The sequence below is a fragment of the Mycoplasmopsis meleagridis genome (assembly GCF_900660695.1).
GTDB classification, from domain to species: domain Bacteria; phylum Bacillota_I; class Bacilli_A; order Mycoplasmatales; family Metamycoplasmataceae; genus Mycoplasmopsis; species Mycoplasmopsis meleagridis.
The window spans coordinates 179,874-201,892 of record NZ_LR215042.1 but is presented as its reverse complement, the minus strand read 5'-3'; the positions used below and the strand labels follow the sequence as shown (position 1 = coordinate 201,892).

The 22,019-nt window shown below is 25.8% G+C and carries 17 protein-coding genes; 11 read left to right on the top strand and 6 right to left on the bottom strand.

The window, feature by feature from the left end; all coding sequences use genetic code 4:
• The 4 genes from EXC33_RS01000 to EXC33_RS00985 all read right to left on the bottom strand — a co-directional run bounded on the left by EXC33_RS01000 (nt 1) and on the right by EXC33_RS00985 (nt 6,265).
• A complete protein-coding gene (locus EXC33_RS01000; RefSeq protein WP_197722027.1) occupies nt 1–1,572 on the bottom strand; it encodes an RNA polymerase sigma factor in 1,572 nt (523 codons plus the stop codon).
• Entirely contained in the window at nt 1,556–3,403 is a 1,848-nt protein-coding gene (gene dnaG, locus EXC33_RS00995; RefSeq protein WP_052717017.1) for a DNA primase, read from the bottom strand. The genes EXC33_RS01000 and dnaG overlap by 17 nt, the downstream gene beginning before the upstream one ends.
• Nucleotides 3,404–3,430: 27 nt before the next feature.
• On the bottom strand, nt 3,431–4,789 hold the full coding sequence (locus EXC33_RS00990; RefSeq protein ID WP_046096938.1) for a glycine--tRNA ligase: 1,359 nt from the start codon (nt 4,787–4,789) through the stop codon (nt 3,431–3,433).
• 66 nt (nt 4,790–4,855) lie between these two features.
• Nucleotides 4,856–6,265, bottom strand: a complete 1,410-nt coding sequence (locus tag EXC33_RS00985) for an MAG3090 family protein (protein WP_052717019.1) — start codon at nt 6,263–6,265, stop codon at nt 4,856–4,858.
• Nucleotides 6,266–6,467: 202 nt separating this feature from the next.
• Here EXC33_RS00985 and EXC33_RS00980 point away from each other — a divergent pair, with 202 nt between their 5' ends.
• From EXC33_RS00980 to EXC33_RS00930, 11 genes are all read left to right on the top strand, one after another.
• Nucleotides 6,468–6,794, top strand: coding sequence for a hypothetical protein (locus EXC33_RS00980; RefSeq protein ID WP_046096939.1), 327 nt, complete (start codon nt 6,468–6,470; stop codon nt 6,792–6,794).
• Nucleotides 6,787–9,186, top strand: a complete 2,400-nt coding sequence (locus EXC33_RS00975; RefSeq protein WP_046096940.1) for a hypothetical protein — start codon at nt 6,787–6,789, stop codon at nt 9,184–9,186. Before EXC33_RS00980 ends, EXC33_RS00975 begins: the two co-directional genes overlap by 8 nt.
• Nucleotides 9,187–9,226: 40 nt before the next feature.
• Nucleotides 9,227–10,342 (top strand): tRNA 2-thiouridine(34) synthase MnmA, encoded by a 1,116-nt coding sequence (mnmA, locus tag EXC33_RS00970; protein WP_046096941.1) that lies wholly within the window; start codon nt 9,227–9,229, stop codon nt 10,340–10,342.
• 9 nt (nt 10,343–10,351) lie between these two features.
• Nucleotides 10,352–12,976 (top strand): alanine--tRNA ligase, encoded by a 2,625-nt coding sequence (alaS, locus tag EXC33_RS00965; protein ID WP_046096942.1) that lies wholly within the window; start codon nt 10,352–10,354, stop codon nt 12,974–12,976.
• Complete coding sequence (gene ruvX, locus EXC33_RS00960) at nt 12,976–13,413, top strand: Holliday junction resolvase RuvX (protein ID WP_046096943.1); 438 nt, start codon at nt 12,976–12,978, stop codon at nt 13,411–13,413. The genes alaS and ruvX overlap by 1 nt, the downstream gene beginning before the upstream one ends.
• Entirely contained in the window at nt 13,401–14,129 is a 729-nt protein-coding gene (locus tag EXC33_RS00955; protein WP_052717021.1) for a BC85_0335 family putative methyltransferase, read from the top strand. The genes ruvX and EXC33_RS00955 overlap by 13 nt, the downstream gene beginning before the upstream one ends.
• Nucleotides 14,130–14,185: 56 nt before the next feature.
• The gene (gene greA / locus EXC33_RS00950; RefSeq protein WP_046096944.1) at nt 14,186–14,668 is read left to right on the top strand and encodes a transcription elongation factor GreA; all 483 of its coding nucleotides are present in this window, start codon (nt 14,186–14,188) and stop codon (nt 14,666–14,668) included.
• A 45-nt stretch (nt 14,669–14,713) separates the two neighbouring features.
• On the top strand, nt 14,714–15,385 hold the full coding sequence (locus tag EXC33_RS00945; protein ID WP_046096945.1) for a deoxynucleoside kinase: 672 nt from the start codon (nt 14,714–14,716) through the stop codon (nt 15,383–15,385).
• Nucleotide 15,386: 1 nt separating this feature from the next.
• Nucleotides 15,387–16,043, top strand: coding sequence for a deoxynucleoside kinase (locus EXC33_RS00940; RefSeq protein ID WP_046096946.1), 657 nt, complete (start codon nt 15,387–15,389; stop codon nt 16,041–16,043).
• Between the two features lie 158 nt (nt 16,044–16,201).
• On the top strand, nt 16,202–18,586 hold the full coding sequence (locus tag EXC33_RS00935) for a phosphoketolase family protein (RefSeq protein WP_046096947.1): 2,385 nt from the start codon (nt 16,202–16,204) through the stop codon (nt 18,584–18,586).
• A 134-nt stretch (nt 18,587–18,720) separates the two neighbouring features.
• Nucleotides 18,721–19,959, top strand: a complete 1,239-nt coding sequence (locus tag EXC33_RS00930) for a CvpA family protein (protein ID WP_046096948.1) — start codon at nt 18,721–18,723, stop codon at nt 19,957–19,959.
• Nucleotides 19,960–20,026: 67 nt separating this feature from the next.
• Here EXC33_RS00930 and mgtE read toward each other — a convergent pair whose 3' ends face one another.
• Both mgtE and EXC33_RS00920 read right to left on the bottom strand, forming a co-directional pair.
• Nucleotides 20,027–21,436, bottom strand: coding sequence for a magnesium transporter (mgtE, locus tag EXC33_RS00925; protein ID WP_046096949.1), 1,410 nt, complete (start codon nt 21,434–21,436; stop codon nt 20,027–20,029).
• Nucleotide 21,437: 1 nt separating this feature from the next.
• Nucleotides 21,438–22,019 carry a diadenylate cyclase gene (locus EXC33_RS00920; protein WP_046096950.1) on the bottom strand — a complete coding sequence of 194 codons (582 nt, stop codon included), beginning with the start codon at nt 22,017–22,019 and terminating at the stop codon, nt 21,438–21,440.

Sequence of the window (22,019 nt, the reverse complement as noted above, 5' to 3'; positions counted from 1 at the left end):
TTATTTAACAAAATCCTTTAATAATTTGCCATAAGTTGAATTGTTTTTAATTTTCTTTAGGATTTTATTTTCAATTTGACGAATTCTCTCTTTAGAAACGCCTCTTTCATTAGATAATTCTTCTAGAGAATAAATTCTATATTTATTGTTATTATTTCTAGGATTTTCGCCTACTCCATAACGTTTACAAATTAATTCATATTCAGAAGTATCTAGAACTTTTTTTAGTATTTCATTTAAATTTTCTACTAATTCTTCGTTTGAAGCGTATTCAATAGGATTAATAACATTTTCATCCTTTACAAAGTCACTAAAAGAAGAATCATTTTCTTTACCAATTTGTTTATCTAGAGAAATTGGGTCAATGTTAATTTTTCTTATATATCTAACTTTATTAGCATCATAACCTTTTCCGTATCTTTCGGCAATTTGTTCATCGGTAGGTTGATGTCCTAATTCTTGTTGTAATTCTCTTTCAACTTTACTTAATTTATTAATGTTTTCAACCATGTGTACTGGTACTCTAACTGTTCTTGCTTGATCAGCAACTGCTCTTGTTATAGCTTGTCTAATTCATCAGGTTGCATATGTTGAAAATTTAAAACCTGTTTCAACATTATATTTCTTAACAGCTTTTAAAATTCCAGAATTTCCTTCAGAAATTAAGTCAATAAAACTAAGGCCTCTGTTTTTATATTTTTTTGCATTATTAATAACTAGCCGTAAGTTTCTTTTAATTAATTTATCTCTAGCTTTCTTTCCCCTAAAGCCGCCTTTATTCATTTCTTTAGCAAGAATTTCTTCTTCTTCCTTGCTTAAAAGTTTGCCATATTTGCCTATTCAACGCATGTATCATTTGACAATATCGTTTGTTTCAGTAAGTTTGTTTCTTAATTCTTTTGCACTTTTTAGATTATTTTCTTCTAATTCAAGAGTGATTTCTTTGTCATCATATTCTTCTAGAATTAAGGAATTAGCGGTATGTTTTTTGTTTTTAATTTTGATATTTTCTTTTTCTTCTTCATCATCTTCATCGTCTGCGTAACTACTTTCGTCAGAATAATCATCGTCATCGTCATAGTTATATTCCTCTTCATCATCATAACCATAACTATCTAAATAACCGCTCATTTCTGGATCATAGTCAGAAAAATCTTCTTCGTATTTTAGTTCTTTTTTTTCTTTTTTATAGTCTTTTTCGTCAGAATAATCATCATCGTCATCATCATCGTTATTATCTGTTTCATCAATAGTTATTTCATTACTATTTTCAAAATCATCAATTTCTTCTAAATCAAAATCAGGAATATTTTCGTTCTCGAAATCTTCTTTGCCTACATAATCTTCATCACCTAAATCGACTTCATTTAGAAGTATATTTTGCTTCATCAAAGTAGAAAAAACTTCATCCATTTCGTTTTCTTCGATTTGCACATGGATTTTATCAAGATAATCATAAACTTCCTCTTGACTTAAAAATTTTTTCTTCTTTTTCTTCATTTGGCCTTTTAACAAATCAATAATTGTATCAAGACCTGATTTTTCAATTATTTCTTTACTTTTTTTCGGCATTATTATTTACTTTCCTTTCATATCTAGAATTTCTTTGAATACTGATTTTTTTAAAAAACATTTTCCCAATTATTTTTTTTTCTTGATTTCTTATTTTTCTTGAAACTGAATTCACTGTTTCATAATTTACTGTTTTATCATTTAATTCCAAGGCTCTTTGTAAGGTTTGATCATAAAGACTAATTAATTCATTATTTAATTTATCAGAATCAACATATTTATTCAAAACGTATCTAACTTCTCTAATGAAATCTAAACTTTTTTCATCACTGTAAAATTCAAGAAAGTTATTCCTATCAAGATTAAATTCCTCTAACGAACTATTTTTAATAAAGTAAAAAAACTCTTCTTTAAATTCTTTGTTTTTTAAGTGATTAAAATTGAAAAGTATTTTAGAAGTTTTGCTGACAATATCTCTTATAAAAATATCTTTTAAATTAGGATACATTATTATTAGAATGAATAATTTGTCAATTCAGTCAATATTATTTTCAATTGCTAAATCAATTGGATTTTGATTTTCTAAAAAAATGTTTTCTTCAATTTCAAAAGAATTAGAAGAGTTATTATTTTCGATTAAAAATGGTTCCAATAAATAATTAAATTCTTTGTGAATTTTTTCTCTATAAAAATCTGCTTCATTTTTAGACGCATATTTTAGATATTCTTTAAGTTCTAAAGCAAATTTTTCAACTTTATCAAAATTGTTTGATCCATTAGTTTTTAAATTATATTTTTTAATTAAAAAATCATATAAATAATCCAGCAAATTACTTGCTTGTTCAACTAATTTTTGTAAATATTCCTCGCCTCTTGTATTTAATATTTCATCTGGATCTTCTTGCGATTCATTGTTTACTATTTTTACTTTTAAGCCATTTTTATGGAGGAAATAGGCATTTTTCAATGTCGCATTTATACCTGCTTCATCGCCATCTAAAAATAAAACAATTGATTTATTTTTAACTAAACTTAAATGATTTTTGCTTAGCGTCGTTCCCATTAAAGCAACTGCATTTTTAATTCCTGCTTTATAAAGAGCAATAACGTCAAAAAAACCTTCACAAATAATTAATTCGTCATTTATATCATTACTCAAAGCATTAGAAATGTTATAAAGAATTCTAGATTTTTGAAAAACACTACTTTCAGCACTATTAACATATTTAGGCTTAGAATCATCTAATACTCTTCCGCTAAAGCCAATAACATCACCATGTTCATTTCTTATAGCAAAAGTAATGCGATTATTGAATGTAAAATTATCAGAATCATTTTTTAAAGAAGTTTTATATAAAATGTCATCATTTTCTAAAATGTCATTTTTAAAAACAATTTCAAAATTTTTTTCTCTTGCAAAACCAATATCAAATTTATCTAAAATATCTTTATTTAGTTTTCTCGCAAGTAAAAAATTGTAAATTTTTGTATCAAATTGTTCCTTAATTAATTCTATTTTGAAAAAATTATTCACTCTTTCTAAAAAACTAATTTCTTCTTGTTGCCTTTCAGAATAATAAGAAATATTTTCTTCTTCTAATAAACTAACATCAATATTATGTTTGTTAGCTAAATATTTCATTGCTTCTGTTGTGCTAATTTTTTTATACTTTTCAACGAAAGTAATAGAGTTTCCGCTGGTATTGCAAGAAAAACATTTAAAAATTTGTTTTTCAGGAGAAATTGATAAAGAAGGAGAAGTATCTGAATGAAAAGGACAAATAGCATTATAATTTCTGCCTTTTTTATTTAATGACAAAAATTCGCTAATTGTTTCAACAATATCACTAACTTCTAATATTTTTTGATAAAGTCCTAACCTAACATTCATAACTATCATCCAAAATTTTTAAAAATTTTATAAAAATTTAATTATTTCAGCAACACTTATTCTCTTTTGTTCCATACTATCTCTATTTCTAATAGTGACAGTATTATTTTCTAGAGTTTCAAAATCAATTGTAATGCAATATGGAGTGCCTATTGAATCTTGTCTTCTATATCTCTTACCTATTGAACCATTTTCATCATAAGTAACTGAAATATTTGAATTTAGTAAGTTGTTAAATATTTCGCTTGCTTTTTCGTTAAGTTTTTTAACAAGAGGCAAGATTGCAAATTTATATGGCGCTAAATTTTTATTTAACCTTAAAACAATTCTTTCTTCATTTTCTACTAATTCTTCATCATAGGCATCAATAATTAAAGCAAACATTAATCTATCTAAACCCATAGAAGGCTCAATAACATAAGGAATATATTTTTTATTAGTTAAAGGATCTAGATATTCTAAAGATTCATTCGTAGCATTCATATGAGATTTTAAATCAAAATCTGATCTATTGGCTATTCCTAATAATTCTCCTCATCCGAAAGGAAATAAATATTCTATATCAACTGTTCCTTTTGAATAATGCGCTAGTTCTTCTTTTTCGTGTTCTCTTAAACGAATATTTGCTTTTTTTAGACCCAACAAATTAACAAAATTAAGCGCTTTTTCAATATATTTTTTGTAAATTTTTTCAGCATTTTCTGGTTTACAAAAAATTTCTAGTTCCATTTGTTCAAATTCTCTGGTTCTGAAAATAAAATTTCCTGGTGTTACTTCATTTCTGAAACTTTTTCCAATTTGTCCTATTCCCATAGGCAATTTTGAACGCATACTACGTTGAACATTTTTAAAATTAATTATTATTCCTTGAGCGGTTTCAGGACGTAAATAAATAAGATTTTTCTTATTTTCGACAACTCCTTGTTTAGTTTCAAACATTAAATTAAAATGTTTAATTTCTCCTCAATTAGTTTTACTATTTTCATAAGTAGGCAAATTTTCAACAAGATAATCTTTCATTTGTTCAAAAGACATTTTTTCAGGAATAAGAGAAGGATTTATTTCTTGAATTAATTTATCTGCACGATATCTTTTCCCGTTAACTTTATTTTCGATTAAAGGGTCATTAAAATTTCCTACATGTCCAGAAGTTATTCATACTTGAGGATTCATTAAAATTTTTGAATCCAAAAGATAATTATTACTTTCTTTAAAGATAAATTCTCTTTTCCAAATTTTTGTAATGTTATCCTTTAAAATTGTTCCTAAAGGTCCATAATCTCAAGTATTTGCTAATCCTCCGTAAATTTCGCTACCTTGAAAAACAAAGCCACTAGCTTTAAGATGATTAATAATTTTATTTAAATTCTTCTTTACATTTTCCATCAATCCTCACAAAGAATTATAAAAAGAATAAAAAAGCCTTTAACGGCTTTTAGAAATTATAGTTAATTATAGTTTAAATATTTGGGTTCCGTCAGCCAATTGAACTATTGCTAAAACAAGAATAATGCCAACAGCAACTAATAGAAGTACTAAAGCAATTAATCAAGCTGTATGTCATCTTTTTCTTTTGTGGATATTATTTTTGTCTAGAAGCAATTGGTAATTATCGATATATTCTAAAGTTTGAGGTTGTATTTTACCAGTTCAAAATTCAGGCATATCATCGATTCTAATATTTTCTGATGCTTGCGGTTGTAATTGTGATTGTGGTTCTGGTTTTGTGTAAACTGGCTCTGGTTGAGGAAGAGGTTCAACTTTTTCAAAAACGTCTTTTAAACTAATAATTGCTACACCATATTTATTAGGGTCAACTATATAATCGATTGGATATTCGTATTTGCTTTCTTCAATGAAACCAACATGTGCAATACCCATTAGAACATAAGAAGTTTCATATGCAACAGAAACTTTTTGTTCTTTATCTTCATCAAAAACATATGCAAAATGTTCAGGGATATTAGTTAATCTTTCGTTTTTAGATAACTTTGAAAATAAATCAGATTTAATTCTGTTAAATTGTTCAGCTAACTTTGTAAGTAAATCTTTAGTTTCTTCGTCAACTTTCTGTGAATAATCTTTAACTGATAATGAAACTAATTCAAAATTTCTAGTAATTCTTTCATAATCGGAAGAAGAAATTTGTTGTGTTTCTAATTTTTTAGTTAAGTCCCTAATTTTTGTGTAGTAAAGCGCCAATGCATCAAGTTGCTTATCAACATCCAAATCAGCAAAATTTCTATAATATACTGAATAACCGATTCTAGTTTCTCTATTTTCAACAATAACTTCAGTAGTAGTGTCTTCTTTTTCTTGAAGTTCCTTTTTTAGGTCAATAATTTCTTCTTCTTTTTCTTGAAGTTCTTGTTCGTGTTGATCCTTAATTTCTTTTTCTCTTTGGGCTAAAAGTTCATTAACTTTGTCAATATCAAGCATTTCCTTACGAGATTTTTTAGAAATTTCTAATTCAGGTGGGAAATAAGTATATGGATCATGCAAAAGAACAAAATCTAAATTTTTTAATCTTTTTTCTGCTGTAGCATAATCATACTGGAAAGTTCTTGGATCAATTCCAAATTCATCACAAACACCTTCATAAGTTTCACCACCATCAAAACCTGAAACTTTAACATAGTTGTATCATGAGTCATCTTCATTATCAATTGACAATTGACCGCCGAAAATTTTTTGATCATTTTGGAATCATATGGAAGTTTCAAATTTAAGCAACATGTATCACTGTATTGCTTCTTGTCTAGTTTTGAATTTAGCAAGACCTGATTTAATTTTTGGATGTTTTAACAATCATGGATATGTTGCATCTTGCTTTTTCTCATAGTAACACAAAAGTCTTTTCATATCTACTACCTTTTTCTTTCATTTGTTATTGTAATTAAATTTCTGGGTCTAAATATATTTATATTATACTATTAAAAGTAATTTAGCTTTTATAATTAGTAGCTAAGATAATTTTTTTACGAATAAGCCTGTTTTATAGGTTAATAAGTTTAAAAATTAGAAATCAAAAACTATTTTCATAATAATATATAATAATATAATTATGCAGAAAAAAGGTGATATTTGTTATGGAAAAATAGTTTCAATCAGTAAGAAAAATCTTGTAGTCAAAAGTACAAGAGGAAGACTTTTTTCTATTCCCTTTAGCAAGGTTACCGATTGAAAGAAAAAAGATTTAACAAAGGAATTTATAGTAGGCGAAAAAATAAATTTCGTTATTGAAGAATTCAATAAAGAAAATGCTATTGGAAATTTTAAATTACTACATCCTTTATTTTCTCGTTCACCATTTACAGCTAAAATTATTGAAACCAAACATGGTTTTGAAACTTTAAAAAATTCAATAGAAATAGATAACCAAAATGATTAAAGTTATAATAAGAGATAATTTTCAATTCTATAAATATAGAAGCAAAGAAAAAATAAGAAGAATTCTTGATGGAATTAGATATAAACAACTCGATGATTTGAGTTCTACTTTTTTTCATCAATTAGTTTTAAATTATTCACAATCTGCTGAAAGTAGTTTTAATAATCTAACTAAGTTAGTTAAAAATATACTTAAATCGAAAAAAAATAATGACTTAGTAATAATAACTAATAAAAAAAATTACTTGAACTTTAAAGCTGCTAGTAATTTTCTCTTAAGTAATGATTTGTTAGAAAATGATAGATTAAATTTTAAATTTATTATTGAAGAAGATTTCACTAATTTAAACGAAAAAACGCTAATTAACATTTATAGTCATTTTTTTCTAAATAGCAAAAAAAATTATGTGAATAATATTATCTTTGCTTTAGACGGCAGTAATTTAAATAAACTATTCATAAGTAAAGTTATAGAATTTATCAACAAATATTCAAAAAATAATAATTATTTTTCAATAGGCAAAAAAGTTTTATACGATTTTTTAAAAAATAATATTGTTGGTGATAAAAGTAAAAAATTTTTTTATCTTGAACATTTGAATATGCCTTTAAAAAGCGATGAAAAATACTCTTTTTTCAACGAAATTAATTTACTTTTACTTTATCTAAAGGGTATAGACATAAAGCAAATTCTAGATGGTTATAAAAATTATGCTAATAAATTTTTAAATAATTATTATGTCCTTAAACAAAATAAAGAACACAATGAAGCAATGAAATTAGCATTATTTTTATATTATTCACAAGCTAATTTAAACAATCAAAATTTTTTCGTTGCCTTAGATAAAAAATGTCACTATCTCAACGAACTTTTTGCAAATTTCTTTATTCGTAGTGAAATCAAAAATAAAAATGTATGTATCTTGGATTTACCTAAAGATTTAACAGTTCTAGAAAATAATGTTAAAAATACTGATTTAATTTTTGTTTTGAACTTAAAGAAAGAAAATTTCAACTTCCTATTGCTCAATGAAAAAAATGAAAAAGAAATTGATTTTGACTATGAATATAATAATTTAAATGACTACATAAATAGTTATAAAAATTCTTTAATCAATGAACTAAGTAGAAATAATAGAGATGGTGATTTAATAGAAATAAATATTGAAGAATCTAATGAATATGAATTAGGTTCTCTAATTGCTTTATTTTACTGAACAAGTATTTTTATAAAATTTTTATCGCAAAATAATAAATATGAAAAGGAAGAAAATGAAGAAGAAAATATAGAAAATAATCAAGAAAACTTTTTAGACAAAAATTTTAAAGAAACTGAATTAATATTTCAATCACTAGACAAAATTAATAAATCAAATTATTTTGATATTGATGCTTTAAAAACTAATACTATTAGTAATTATTTAATCATTTGTCCAGTCTATTTAAAGACAAATATTGAAAATTTTGTTTCGCTAAGAGCTATTTTTAAAAAAAGCAAGAATAATATTCTTTTTTTTGATGAAGAAACATCTTCTGAATCACTAACTAAAAATATTTTGTTGTTAAGACCTAGTAAAAAAGAAAACTTTATTTACAAAAATTTAAATAATAATGTTTATATTACATTTTTAACAGACAATGATTACGATGATTTTTTGGCATTAATTTATAATGAATTAAATCAACTTTTTATTACTCCGGTTCATACTTTTAATTTTGAAAAACAAACATTAAAAAAAATTAATTTAACCCAAAAAATAGCCTTAAATGAAGATTTATTTTTCCAAAATAATAAAAAAATTAAATTTACTGCTTTAATTAAAAGTGAAAATAATAAACAAAAAATTGAAAATTTAATAAATTGGAAATTTTCTTCTTCATTTTTGCTAAAAGGTTTAAATTTCGAATATATTTTTGATAATTTTGACTTAAATGAATATGATAAGGGATTATCACTAGCAAATAATTTCTTTTCGAAATTTGATCTAAATTTTTTCTATAGTATTTTTACTACAACGAAATACAAAAATATAAATTTAATTACAAACGATGAAAGATTAAAATCTTTTATAAACTGAATTAAACAATTATTTATTAATTTGAACAAAAATAATTCATACATTATCAATTATTTAGAATTTATTGAATCAAGAAATAAAGAAATAAATATTATTTTTAATATTGTTGATGATTTAGAAAATGTAATAGATTACAAAGAATATAAAAATAATTTATATTTCAATTTTTCTATGCAAAATGATATGCATCTTTCCTTTGTAATTAGATTTTTTGAACTTTGTGCTTACCAAATTTTGAAAATAAATAAAATGAGTATTGAAGAAATTACAAATAAATTAAACTATGACTATAAATATGATTTAAACAAATCGTAAAAATAAATCAATAATATTTGCGCTAATTTTTAGGAGAATAATGGCTAAAAAAGTTATTTTAGGAATGTCTGGAGGAGTGGATTCTTCTGTTGCTGCTTATTTGCTTAAAAAAGAAGGATATGATGTTGAAGGTTTATTCATGAGAAATTGAGATTCATCTTTGAATAATGATTTTCTTGGAAATGAAAATATAAATCAAAATATTTGTCCACAAGAACAAGATTATCAAGACGCTTTAAAAGTTGCTAAACAATTAAATATAAAATTACATAGAGTTGATTTTATTAAAGAATATTGATCTGACGTTTTTACTAATTTTATTGAAGAATATAAAAAAGGCAGAACACCTAATCCAGATATTTTCTGTAATAAATACATAAAATTTCAAGCTTTTGCAAATTATGCTTTCAATAATTTAAATGCTGATTATATTTCTATGGGACATTATGCAAATGTTATTAATGGTCATTTATTTAGAGCAAAAGATAGCGAGAAAGACCAAACTTATTTTTTAGCTCAATTAAGTTATGAACAACTAGAAAAAGTTATTATGCCTCTAGCTAAATATAACAAACAAGAAATTAGAAAATTAGCAAAGGAATTAAATCTAATAACCGCAAATAAAAAAGATTCAACAGGAATTTGTTTTATCGGTGAGAGAAATTTCACTAAATTTTTACAAAATTATATCCCTGCACAAAAAGGTAAAATAATTGATATTACAACTAATAAAATTATTGGGGAGCACGAAGGATGCTACTACTATACATTGGGGCAAAGAAAAGGCTTAAATCTAGGAGGAATGAAAGAACCTTACTATGTTTGCGGTCATGATGTTAAAAAAAATATTCTCTTTGTTGCGCCAAATTCTAAATCTTCCTATTTATATTCCGATTCTTTAATTGCATCAAATTTGAATCTTAATAATTATGATTTTGATAAAAATAACTTAACTGCAAAATTTAGATATAGACAAAAAGATATTAAAGTTAATATTGAAATTTTAGAAAATAATTTAGTAAGGGTAAATTATCCAAGTGGTTTTCAAGCAGTTACTCCTGGACAACATGTTGTTTTTTATGATGGAGAAAAATGTCTAGGCGGAGCAATAATAGAAAAAATTTATTATAAGGGTGAGTTAAAAACTTACATTTAAAGAGGAAATATGAAAAAACTAAATTCAAAAGAAATAAGACAAAGTTGAATTGACTTTTTTAAATCTAAAGATCACTTGGAAATAGAATCAAAATCATTAATTCCAATCAATGATCCTTCCTTACTATGAATTAATTCAGGTGTAGCTACTCTTAAAGATTATTTTTCTGGTAAAAAAATTCCTCCAAAAAATAGATTAGTAAATAGCCAAAAAGCAATAAGAACAAATGATATTGAAAATGTTGGATTAACTGCTAGACATCATACTTTTTTCGAAATGCTTGGAAATTTTTCTATAGGAGATTATTTTAAAAAAGAAGCAATTGCTTATGCGTTTGAATATTTAACAAAAATTTTAGAAATAGATATAGAAAAATTATTTTTTACTTATTTTAAAGACGATTTGGAAACAAAAGAATTATGAATTAAGCACGGCGTAAAAGAAGATCATCTCATTTCCGGAGATAGAGAAACTAATTTTTGAGATATTGGCTCTGGCCCTTGCGGACCAAATACAGAAATTTTTTTCGATAGAGGCGAAAAATATGACAAAAGAGGCATAGAACTTCTTAAAAATGACATTGAAAATGACAGATATATTGAAATTTGAAACATTGTCTTTTCAACTTTCAATAATGATGGCGAAAATAACTATACAGAATTAAAACAAAAAAATATTGATACTGGTGCTGGTTTAGAAAGAATTGCTTCAATTTTACAAGATGCTCCTACTAATTATGATTCAGATCTTTTTATAAATATTATTAAGGAAATAGAAAAATTTACAGTTTATAAATATGATTCAAACAACTATTTTATAGGTAATAATGAACAAGAATTAATCAATAGAAATTTCAAAATAATCGCTGATCATCTTAGAACAGTTGTTAATGCTATTGCTGATGGAGCTAAAATTTCTTCTTTAGGAAGAGGTTATATTATCAGAAGATTAATTAGAAGAGCAATTTATAAATCTATGCAACTTGGTATTAAAGAAATTTTCTTACATAAGTTAGTAAAAGTTGTTCATGATTCCTTACCTTTTGAATACGACGTTGAATATGTATCTAGAGAGATTAAAAAGGAAGAGGAATTGTTTAATAAAACAATAAATAATGGCAAGGAAATCCTCGATAAATATTTGCAAACTAATAAAGATTTAATTGATGGTAGATTTGCTTTTAAGATGTTAGATACTTATGGTTTCCCTATTGAATTAACAATGGAAATCGCTTCGCAATTTAATAAAAAAATTAATCTTGATGAATTTGAAAAAGCAAAAGAAGAACACTCTAATAAGTCAAGAGGAAGTAAAGTTAGTGGAATGAAAGACGTTATTAATTCTTTATCACTAATTAAAGGAAAAATTGATAATTTTATAGGTTATGAAAATCTAGAAAATCAAACTAAAATCTTAATGCTTTTAGATGAAGAAAATGAAGTAGATGAAATTGATGGTATTGGTTATTTAATTATCGAAAATACACCTTTTTATGCTACTTCCGGTGGTCAAAATCATGATGAAGGTTATATTTTACAAAATGGAAGAAAAATTGAAATTTTAGATGTTTTCAAAGACAAATATGGAAATCATGTTCATAAAGTTAAAGGAAAAATAAATAAAAATAATATTCTTGAATGTTATGTTGATAAAGAAAAAAGATTAAACTTAGCTAGAAATCATTCAGCAACGCATTTAGTTTTTAGTGCTTTAAGAAAAGTTTTAGGTCCACAAATTGAACAGTTAGGTTCAGATATTACTTATGAAAGATTTACTTTTGATTTTCCTGCTAATGAAAAGCCTACTGATAAACAAATTGAAGAAATAGAAAACATTATGCAAGATATTATCAAACAAAATATTAAGCGTGAATATATTATTACAACTACTGAAGAAGCTAAAAAATTAGGTGCAATAATGACTATTGAAGAAACTGAATATATGGATCCTAAAAATGTAAGAATGGTTAAATGAGGAAATATAACAAGTGATTTGTGTGGTGGAACTCATATTCCAAATAGTGCTTTAATGGAAAATTTTAAAATTGTTGAAGTAGAAAGAAAACAAGCTGGAATTTTTAGAATTAGAGTAGTTACATCTAATAAATTAGTTGATAGATATTATGCAGAAAAAAATATTTCACTTGCCGAAGAATTTAATAACATCTTAAATAAAATTAAAAACTTAGATAGCAAATATGATTTTGAATTAGAATTGAAAAATTTAAATAACTATCAGAAATATTTAAAACTTACAGAAAGCATTAACAAAATTAGAGAAGATTTTAAAAAAGTTAATAAGGAAAATTCTAATTTCGAATTCGACTATGAAAATACTAAATTCGAAAAGATTAATGATAAAAATATATATATTAATTTAGAAATAAATTCGCCACAAATAAAAGTTATTGCTTCTTCTCTTAGAGAAAAATATCCTAATAGTTACATCATTTTAGGAAATAAATATGAAAATGAAATTCTTCTTGCAATAGCAACTAAAAATGAAAATGCAAATGCTTTATTTCAAAAAATTGCTAAAAAGCTAAATGGCCGCGGAGGTGGATCGCCAATTTTAGCAATGGGTAAAATCAATTCAATTGAAAATATTGAAGAAGTAATTAAAGAGATTATTTAATGAGAAAAATAGCTTTAGATTTAGGAACTAAAACTTGTGGTTTAGCAATAAGTGATAGTAACAATATTATTAGTTCTTCCTTAAAGACAATTCATTTTGAAGAAAATGATTTTAAAAAAGTTATTCAAGAATTGAAAATTTTAATTAATGAATATTCAATTGACGCTTTCATTTTAGGATATCCTCTAAGAAGTAATGGCAACAAAAGTGAAAGAACATTAATGGTAGAAAATTTTTCAAAATTATTATGCTCTAATTTTGAACAAAAAATTTATTTTGTAGAAGAATATGGCTCAACCATTAAAGCTACAAAAATATTAAAAGATGCTAAATTATCAGCCAAAAAACGTAAAAATATTAAAGACTCATTATCAGCAAAAATCATTCTTCAAGATTTTCTTGATTATGGTGGCAAGGAAATTAAATGAACAATATAAAACAATTTGCAGAATTAGTTACTACTAATATGAATGGAAATAAAACAGAAAATAGTTCTGTTAAAATCGGTTTAATTATTTCTATTTTTGTGGTAGTAAGTATTGGCGCTTTGGTTTATTTAATAATGTTTCTAAAAAGCAAAAAAATCAGAAAACAAATTCTTGATGAACAAACTAAAAAAGCTCATGAAACAATTCTTGAATTAAGAGGAGAAAATTTAGCTAAGGCTCCTTTAGAATTGAAAAAATTTTTTAAAAACAAAATTGACGATTTTGACTTGGAAGATCTAATAAATACTACTTACTTGAATAAAGCAGAAAATACTTTAATTATTGGACAAAATATTGAATACGAAATTGCAACTCTCTTATTTTTAGGATGGGGAAATTTTGACATATTAAAGGATAAATTTAATGTTGAAAAATGAAATGAAGCGGTTTTAAATTATCCTGATTTTTTTCCTAAAAAACCTAATTTTATAAGACAAATAGATAAAAACTATAATTTGATTTTTGCTATTAATTCTGCTGATTCAAACTTTAATATTTATAAAAAATATTTTTTAAAATTAGAACCTAACGGAATGCTTGTAATAATTCAAAATGGTCAAAATAAAAACGATATAAAAGCTTTAACGATAGAATTAAAAATAAATGGTATAACTTATGAAATTAGCCATGTAAAAAATAAATTTCTTTACATTGTAAAAAAGTAATTTTTGAAAATTTAATGATTAATTTAATGTAAAATTTTGATAAAAAGTGAGGCAAAATGACAGTTGATGAGAAAGAAAAAATCTTGCTAACGCAAGAAACATATGACAAGTATAAAGCGGAATATGACAATTTAATTTTGGTTCAAAGACCAGCTGTGCAAGCAGAATTGAAAGAAGCACGTGCTCAAGGAGACCTTTCGGAAAATGCAGAATATGATGCCGCGAGAGATAAACAAGCACAAATTGAGGGAAGAATTCTTGAGCTTGAAGAAATTTTAGAAAAAGCTCAAGTTTACGAAAGCGATAGTAAAAAAAATAAAAAAACAGCTGGAATTGGTGCTAAAGTTACATATTTAAATCTAAATGACAACAAAGAATATACTGTTTCAATCATGGGTAGCCATGACAGCAATCCTTTTGAAAACAAAATCTCAGATGTTTCTCCGCTAGCGCAAGCTATTATGGAAATTTCAATTGGCGAAATTGTTGAAGTTGATGTACCAAAAAAATATTCAATTAAACTATTAAATATTGAATAAATAGGGTTTATACCTTATTTTTTTAACAAATTTAAGGAGACAAACATGATAATAGGAATAAGTGGAATGATAAGCAGTGGAAAAAGTACTGTAACGGAAAAATTAGTTAAAAGTTATCCAAACGCAAGAATGCTAGCAGAATTTGAAGAAAATAATGAAGTGTTTAACACCTTTTTAAAATGGCTCTATGAAAAAAAGGAAAATTTAACAATTGGCTTTCAATCATATGTTGTTGAAAATCACACTTCATTACTATTCGATTGCATTAATGATTTTAAGAATCAAGGTTTTAAATTTTCACAAACTCACTTGTTTCTAGATAGATTTAGCATAGAACATTATATTTTTGCAAATGTTAATTTAAGACCAAAAGGAGAAAAATATCTAAAAGGTTATGATGCACTATTTTCTACTTTAATAACCGAAGATGAAACCCCTGATTTAGCAATATATTTAGATATGAGTTTTGAAACGTTTAAGAAGAGATTATTTCAAAGAGGTAGAGAAGTAGAAACTAAAAATTGAGAACTAAATAAAGAATATTTTAAAGAACTTTACGATTTATATAAACCATTGTTTATGAAACAAGCTGAAAAATATAACTTGGATTATGTAATTGTTGATACTAACGATCTAAGTGAAGAAGAAGTTTTTATAAAAGTAAAAAATATTATTGATAATTTCGATTTTACCAATAAAAAACGTTATAAGGAATAAGATGGTTATAGCAATAAGTGGAATGATTGGAGCGGGCAAAAGCACTTTGTCTAAAAATTTACATTGAATAATGAAAAATTCTCTTCTTTTAGAAGAATTTGAAGAAGATAATGATGTTTTTAACACTTTTTTAAAATGACTTTATGAAAAGAAAAAAAATATCGATATAGGTTTTCAAGCTTACATTTTAGAAAGTCTTTCTAGTAATTTTCAAAAAGGAATGAAAGAATTTGAAAATCTTGGTTTTACCAGTGAAAAAGATTATATTTTTTTAGATCGATTTAATTTAGAGCACTATATTTTCGCTGTTGTAACTTTAAGCAAAAAAAGAAAAAAATATTTAGAAGCTTTCGATAAAATGTTTCACGAAATTATAGACGAAAAAGAAAATCCTGATTTAGCCATTTTTCTTGACATAAGTTATGAAACTTTTGAAGAGAGGATCTTGCAAAGAGGCAGAAAAAGCGAAATAGATAATTATGAAATAAATAAAGAGTATTTTAAAGAGTTGCATTCTTTATATAAAGATTTATTCATAAACTTAGCAAAAAGATATGGTATTGCTTACGAAATTATAAATTGCAATAATAAAGATGATTTAACAGTCACTGCCGAAGCCATAAAAATAATTAAAAACTTTGAAGAAAGTAAAAAATAAAATAAAAAATTTTATTAATTAGCCTATTTTATAGTGAAATACGTCAAATATTATTTTCTTAAAGCTAAAGGTGTATTGAAGCATATTAATATATAATTTAAATAAAAAAATAGGCCTAATATCTATGTCCATACTATTTTTTAATTAGAAAGGAATTTATGAGTCAAAAAGACTACAACTCAAGCAAGTACCTAAGTAAAATACATGCGTGATGAAGAGCGGCAAACTATTTATCGCTTGGCCAAATGTATTTAAAAAATAATCCCCTTTTACAAGCTCCTTTGGAAGATAGTGACATTAAAATTTACCCAATTGGTCACTGAGGCACAATTCCTGGACAAAATCTTATCTATGCCCACTTAAATCGTGTTATAAACAAATATGACTTGAATATGTTCTATATTGAAGGCCCTGGTCACGGTGGACAAGTTATGATTTCTAATTCATATCTTGATGGTTCATATACTGAATTATTCCCTGAAATTACTAAAGATTTAGCTGGTATGACTAAATTATTTAAACGCTTTTCTTTCCCTGGCGGAACAGCTTCGCATGCTGCTCCTGAAACTCCTGGTTCTATTCACGAAGGTGGAGAATTGGGATATGCTTTATCACATGCAACAGGTGCTATTTTAGATAATCCTAATGTTATTGCTGCAACAGTTATTGGAGATGGTGAAGCAGAAACAGGACCATTAATGGCTGGATGATATTCATCTTCATTCATCAATCCTGTTAATGATGGAGCCGTTTTACCTATCATTCATATCAATGGTGGAAAAATTTCAAACCCTACCATCTTAAGTCGTAAAACAGACAAAGAAATTAAATCTTTATTAGCCGGTTTTGGTTGGGAAGCTATCTTTGTGGAAGCAAATGTTTTTGATCCAGAAGGAATTCACAAATTAATGGCAAAAGCTTTTGACTTAGCTATTACAAAAATTAAAAAAATTCAAGCTAAAGCTCGTCAAGAATCAGCTAATGTAGCAAAAAGACCAATTTGACCTGCTTTAGTAATTAGAACTCCTAAAGGTTGAACAGCTCCTCATCAAATTGATGGTCATGTAATTGAAGGAAGTTTTAGAGCACACCAAGTTCCTATTGCTGTTTCTGCTGAAAATACAGGTAAAAAAGCTGATTTGGTAAAATGATTACAATCTTATAAGCCACAAGAATTATTTAATAGAGATGGTTCATTTAAAAAAGAATATGCTGATTTAGCTCCTAAAGGCAACAAGAGAATGGCAATGAATCCTATAGCTAATGGTGGAATTAATCCTAAGGTTTTAAAATTGCCTAAATGAGAAGACATTGCTCTTCAATTTGAAAAACCAGGTGAAATAAAAAATCAAGATATGGTAATTGCCGGAACTTGATTTGCTGAAGTTATGAAACTTAATCCTACTAACTTTAGAATTTTTGGTCCTGATGAAACTAAATCAAATAGAATGTTCGATGTTCTTAAACACACAAATAGACAATGACTTGAAAGAGTTGATGTTGAATTAGATGAGGCAATTGGACCTGTTGGAAGAGTAATTGATTCGCAATTATCAGAACACCAAGCAGAAGGATTTTTAGAAGGATATGTTCTAACTGGACGTCATGGTATGTTTGCTTCTTATGAATCATTTCTAAGAGTAGTTGATTCAATGCTTACACAACATATGAAATGAGTACATAAAGCTCAAAATGTAAGTTGAAGAAATGACTATCCATCATTAAATATTATTGCTACTTCAACAGCTTTTCAACAAGATCATAATGGTTATACGCACCAAGATCCTGGTATTTTAGGTCATCTTGCAGATAAAAGACCTGAACTAATTCGTGAATACTTACCTGCTGATTCTAACTCGCTATTAGCAGTTTTAGACAAAGCATTTTCAGAAAGAGATGTAATCAATCTAATTGTTGCATCAAAACAACCTAGGGAACAATGATTTTCACCAAGAGAAGCACAAATTTTAATCAACAATGGTCTTAAAGTTGTTCCATGGGCATCAACATGTACTCTTGACGAAGAACCAGATTTGGTAGTTGCTGCAGCTGGTACAGAACCTACTCTTGAATCATTAGCAGCTATTTCTTACTTAAACGATAAATTCCCTGAAATGAAAATTAGATTTGTTAATGTAGTAGATTTATTAAGACTTCGTAGCAAAGAAATTGATCCTAGAGGATTGGCAGATTTTGAATTTGACGCAATTTTTACAAAGGATAGACCAATTGTATTCGCATTTCATGGTTATGAAGGATTAATTAGAGATATTTTCTTTACTAGAAATAACCATAATTTGCATATTCATGGATATAGAGAACATGGTGATATTACAACTTCATTTGATATTCGTTTAATGAGTGAAATGGATAGATTTCATATTGCTCAAACAGCTGCTAATGCAGTATTAGGAAAAGAAAATGCTAGAAAATTTGTTGAAGAAATGCAAGATAAAATTGAAACTCACAACAAATACATTAGAGAACATGGTATTGACATGGATGAAGTAAGATATTGAAAATGAGACAATCTTAAAAAATAGATAAAAATCGCTTTTGAAAGCGATTTTTAATTTTTTTGTTACTTCAGAAAATAAAATAATAAATGGTATGGAAAATTTATTTTTAAAATAAAATTTTAATACGTATTTGCTTTAAATTGTTTATCAGGAGGAAAATGAATTTAGATATTATCAATAAATATTGAAATTTTAGCAATAATCCTAATTACTGATTTATTCCTCTAATTTGGATAATTATTGTATTAGCTATTTCGGTTTTTATCGGATATAAAAAGGGTTTTATTAAATCGCTCTTTAATTTAGCCTTAATAATTATTAGTACATTACTAGCTTCTTTAATTGCCTTGCCTATTTTAGGCGCTATTCAAGCTAATAGTACCAGTTGACTCGAGAGACTTTTCAATCTCCAAATAGAAACGATTAATAAACAAATTGATATCATTAAACCATTAATAGCAGGTGTATTAATTTTAGTAATATTTTTTATTCTTTATTCAGTTCTTTCACTGATTTTATTCATTATTTTTAAATTGACAAAAATATTAACTTTAGGTATTTTTAACCGTAATCATAAATCTGTTTTAAGTCGTTCGTTAGGAGCAACTATAGGAGTAGTGAATGCAATTATTCCTATTGCCTTAACTACTAACTTGAGCGCTACTATTAATTACAATAATGCCGTAGTTAAAGCTAATAATTCGCTTTTAAATGTTGTAACTTTTGGACAAGCTAAAGGAATAAGTGAATATGCTCCGGGAGGAAATGCCCTCTCTAACATTATTGCTGATGATGATATTAGAAAAGGCTTTAATGATTTTTTCAGTTCTTTAACTAGTGAAAAAAATATTACCTATAATAATAAATTGATTAATTCGTCTAACTTAAATACTGTAATTGGAGCAGAACCAGAAATTATTTTTGGTATTAATCCATGAACAGGCAACACAACAAAAGAAAGAGTAGAAAGAATTAGTAAAGTTATTGAACAACTTAGATTATTTAGTTTAACTAATGAATCTACAGATTTATTTAGATTGATGATTTATAGCACTAATTCAGCGGTAGATAAAGATAAAGTTAAAGAATATGTTGCAAATGTTGCTAGAATTTTTAGTATAGCACATATAGATTTGAGTCAAATTACTTTTGCCTATGACTATGCTTCTTCAAATTCAAAATTAAATAATAATATTCCTGTTATGTCGTTGTGAATGTTTAATGATCAAGAAAAGAAAAACATCAAAGAAACTTTTCTAGATGCGTTCGGCTATAAAGGTGTTAAAGTTCCATCAAAAGAAGAAGGAAATATTAGTAGCAAGAGCGATGAAGAAAAATACATGTATGTTTTAAATGAAATTATTAATAATGTATTTTTTGCTCCAAACATTAAATAATTTTAAAAATAAGAAACTATTCTTATTTTTTATAAATTTAAAAAAGCAACTATTATTTGTTGCTTTTTTAAATGCTAAATAATGAAGTTAATCCTATCATTAAAAGTGTTGCCACTAAAGAGGCAATATTAGCTAATAAAATAGTGCTTATAAAGCCTATATCCTTTTTGTGCTTGGTTGATATGTAAGGTATTAAAACACCTATTAAAGAAGAAATTATTATCGTTAAAAATAATGTTATTGAACTAGCTCAAATAATTATATGAGAGTATTTATAATGTTTCGAGGCTAAATCACCTGTGGCTCCATAATAAATATAAAGTCTCAAAATATTTAAAAAGGCAATAATTAAACCAATAATTGAAGCAGTTACCAATTCTTTTAAAAGGACTTTTTTATAATCTTTTTCATCAATTTCTTGTAAAGCTAAATTACGCTTAATAGTCACAAAAGTTTGTCTTGATGAAGCAGAAGCTATTAAAACAATAGCTGGTAATAAAGAAGCTAAAATAACTTCTAAACCATCACTTATTTTTACAACAAATAAATTAATAAAAATTTGTATGATGGTAGAAAAAATTAAAGTAATTAATAATCAAAAAATTCTATTTTTAACTAATTTATATCAAGGCGTTTTTAAATAATCTAATTCCTTAGAATCTTTTGAACTTATTCCTGCATCAGCAAAAATATCCATGGTAGCTTCATCATTAATTACATCAATTACGTCATCACTTGTAATCATTCCAATTAATCTCTTATCATCATTAACTATTGGTAAAACCGACATATCATGTTCACTAAAAATTTGTGAAGCATATTCCTTTTTATCATCTGCTGTTATTGATGCTACTGGAGAGTATAATGAATCAATTTTAGTATTGGGATTAGCAAAAACAATTTCTTCTAAAGTTAAAACACCTAATAATTTTTCCATTTCGTCAATTACAAAATAATAATGGACTAATTCAGCATTTTTCTTTTGATAATCTCTTCTAATTTTATTTAATGCTTGCTCACAAGTGTATTGATTATTTATTGCAGAAATGTCAATGCTCATAATGCTTCCTACTTGATCATCGCTATAACGCATTAATTTGTGTAAATCCTCGCGTCTATCACTTGGAGTATAAGCTAGAATTTTTGAACTTACATTTTCAGGTAATTCATCTAAAACATCAGCTAATTCATCGCTTTGTAAGTTTTGTAATAAATTCATTTCTCACTTGTCGTTAAAAGTTTCAGCTAATTGTTTTTGTTTATCTTCACTTAAATAAGAAAAAATTTCTGCAGCATTTTCACCATTAATTGTTTTCAAAACAATTTTTATATTTTCCAAATCAATTTCTTCTAAAGCTTCGGCTATTAATGCAATAGGATATTCATCAACTAGTTGGTTGGCTAATTTTTTATCTTTACTTTTAACAATACTTTCAATAAGTTCATCAATAGTAGAATATTCAATATTTTCGTTCATTTTAATCCTTTAAATGCTTAATTAATTGTTCTTGGAATTGACTTATTTCAACATTATAAAAATTACCATTTTTAACAAATTTAACTTCTCCTGTTTCTTCACTAACGACAATAGTAGTAGCATCACACATTTCACTTATTCCCATCGCAGCTCTATGTCTAGCTCCAAATTGATTTTCTATTGATTTTTTAGTAATTTTATAAAAAGCCGAAGCATAATAAATTTTATTATCTCGAATAATAACTGCACCATCATGAAGAGGGCTATTTTTATTGAAAATGGCAATTAATAAGCTCGAACTAATATTAGCGTTTAATATTACGCCATCTGTTCTTAAACTATCAATATTATCATTATTTTCAATAGTTATTAAAGCACCAATTTTATTTTTAGATAAATATTCTACAGTTTCTCTAAGTTGATTAATCAATCTTAGTTGACTACTTTGACCAAGTTTATCATATTGATTCTTTTTAAACATTTGTCTAAATTTATTATATGCTCAAGGCGCAATGACGAAGAGAAAAGACAAAGTAACAATTGCTAAAATAACACTTAATAATATAAGAATTTCTTGTTGCAT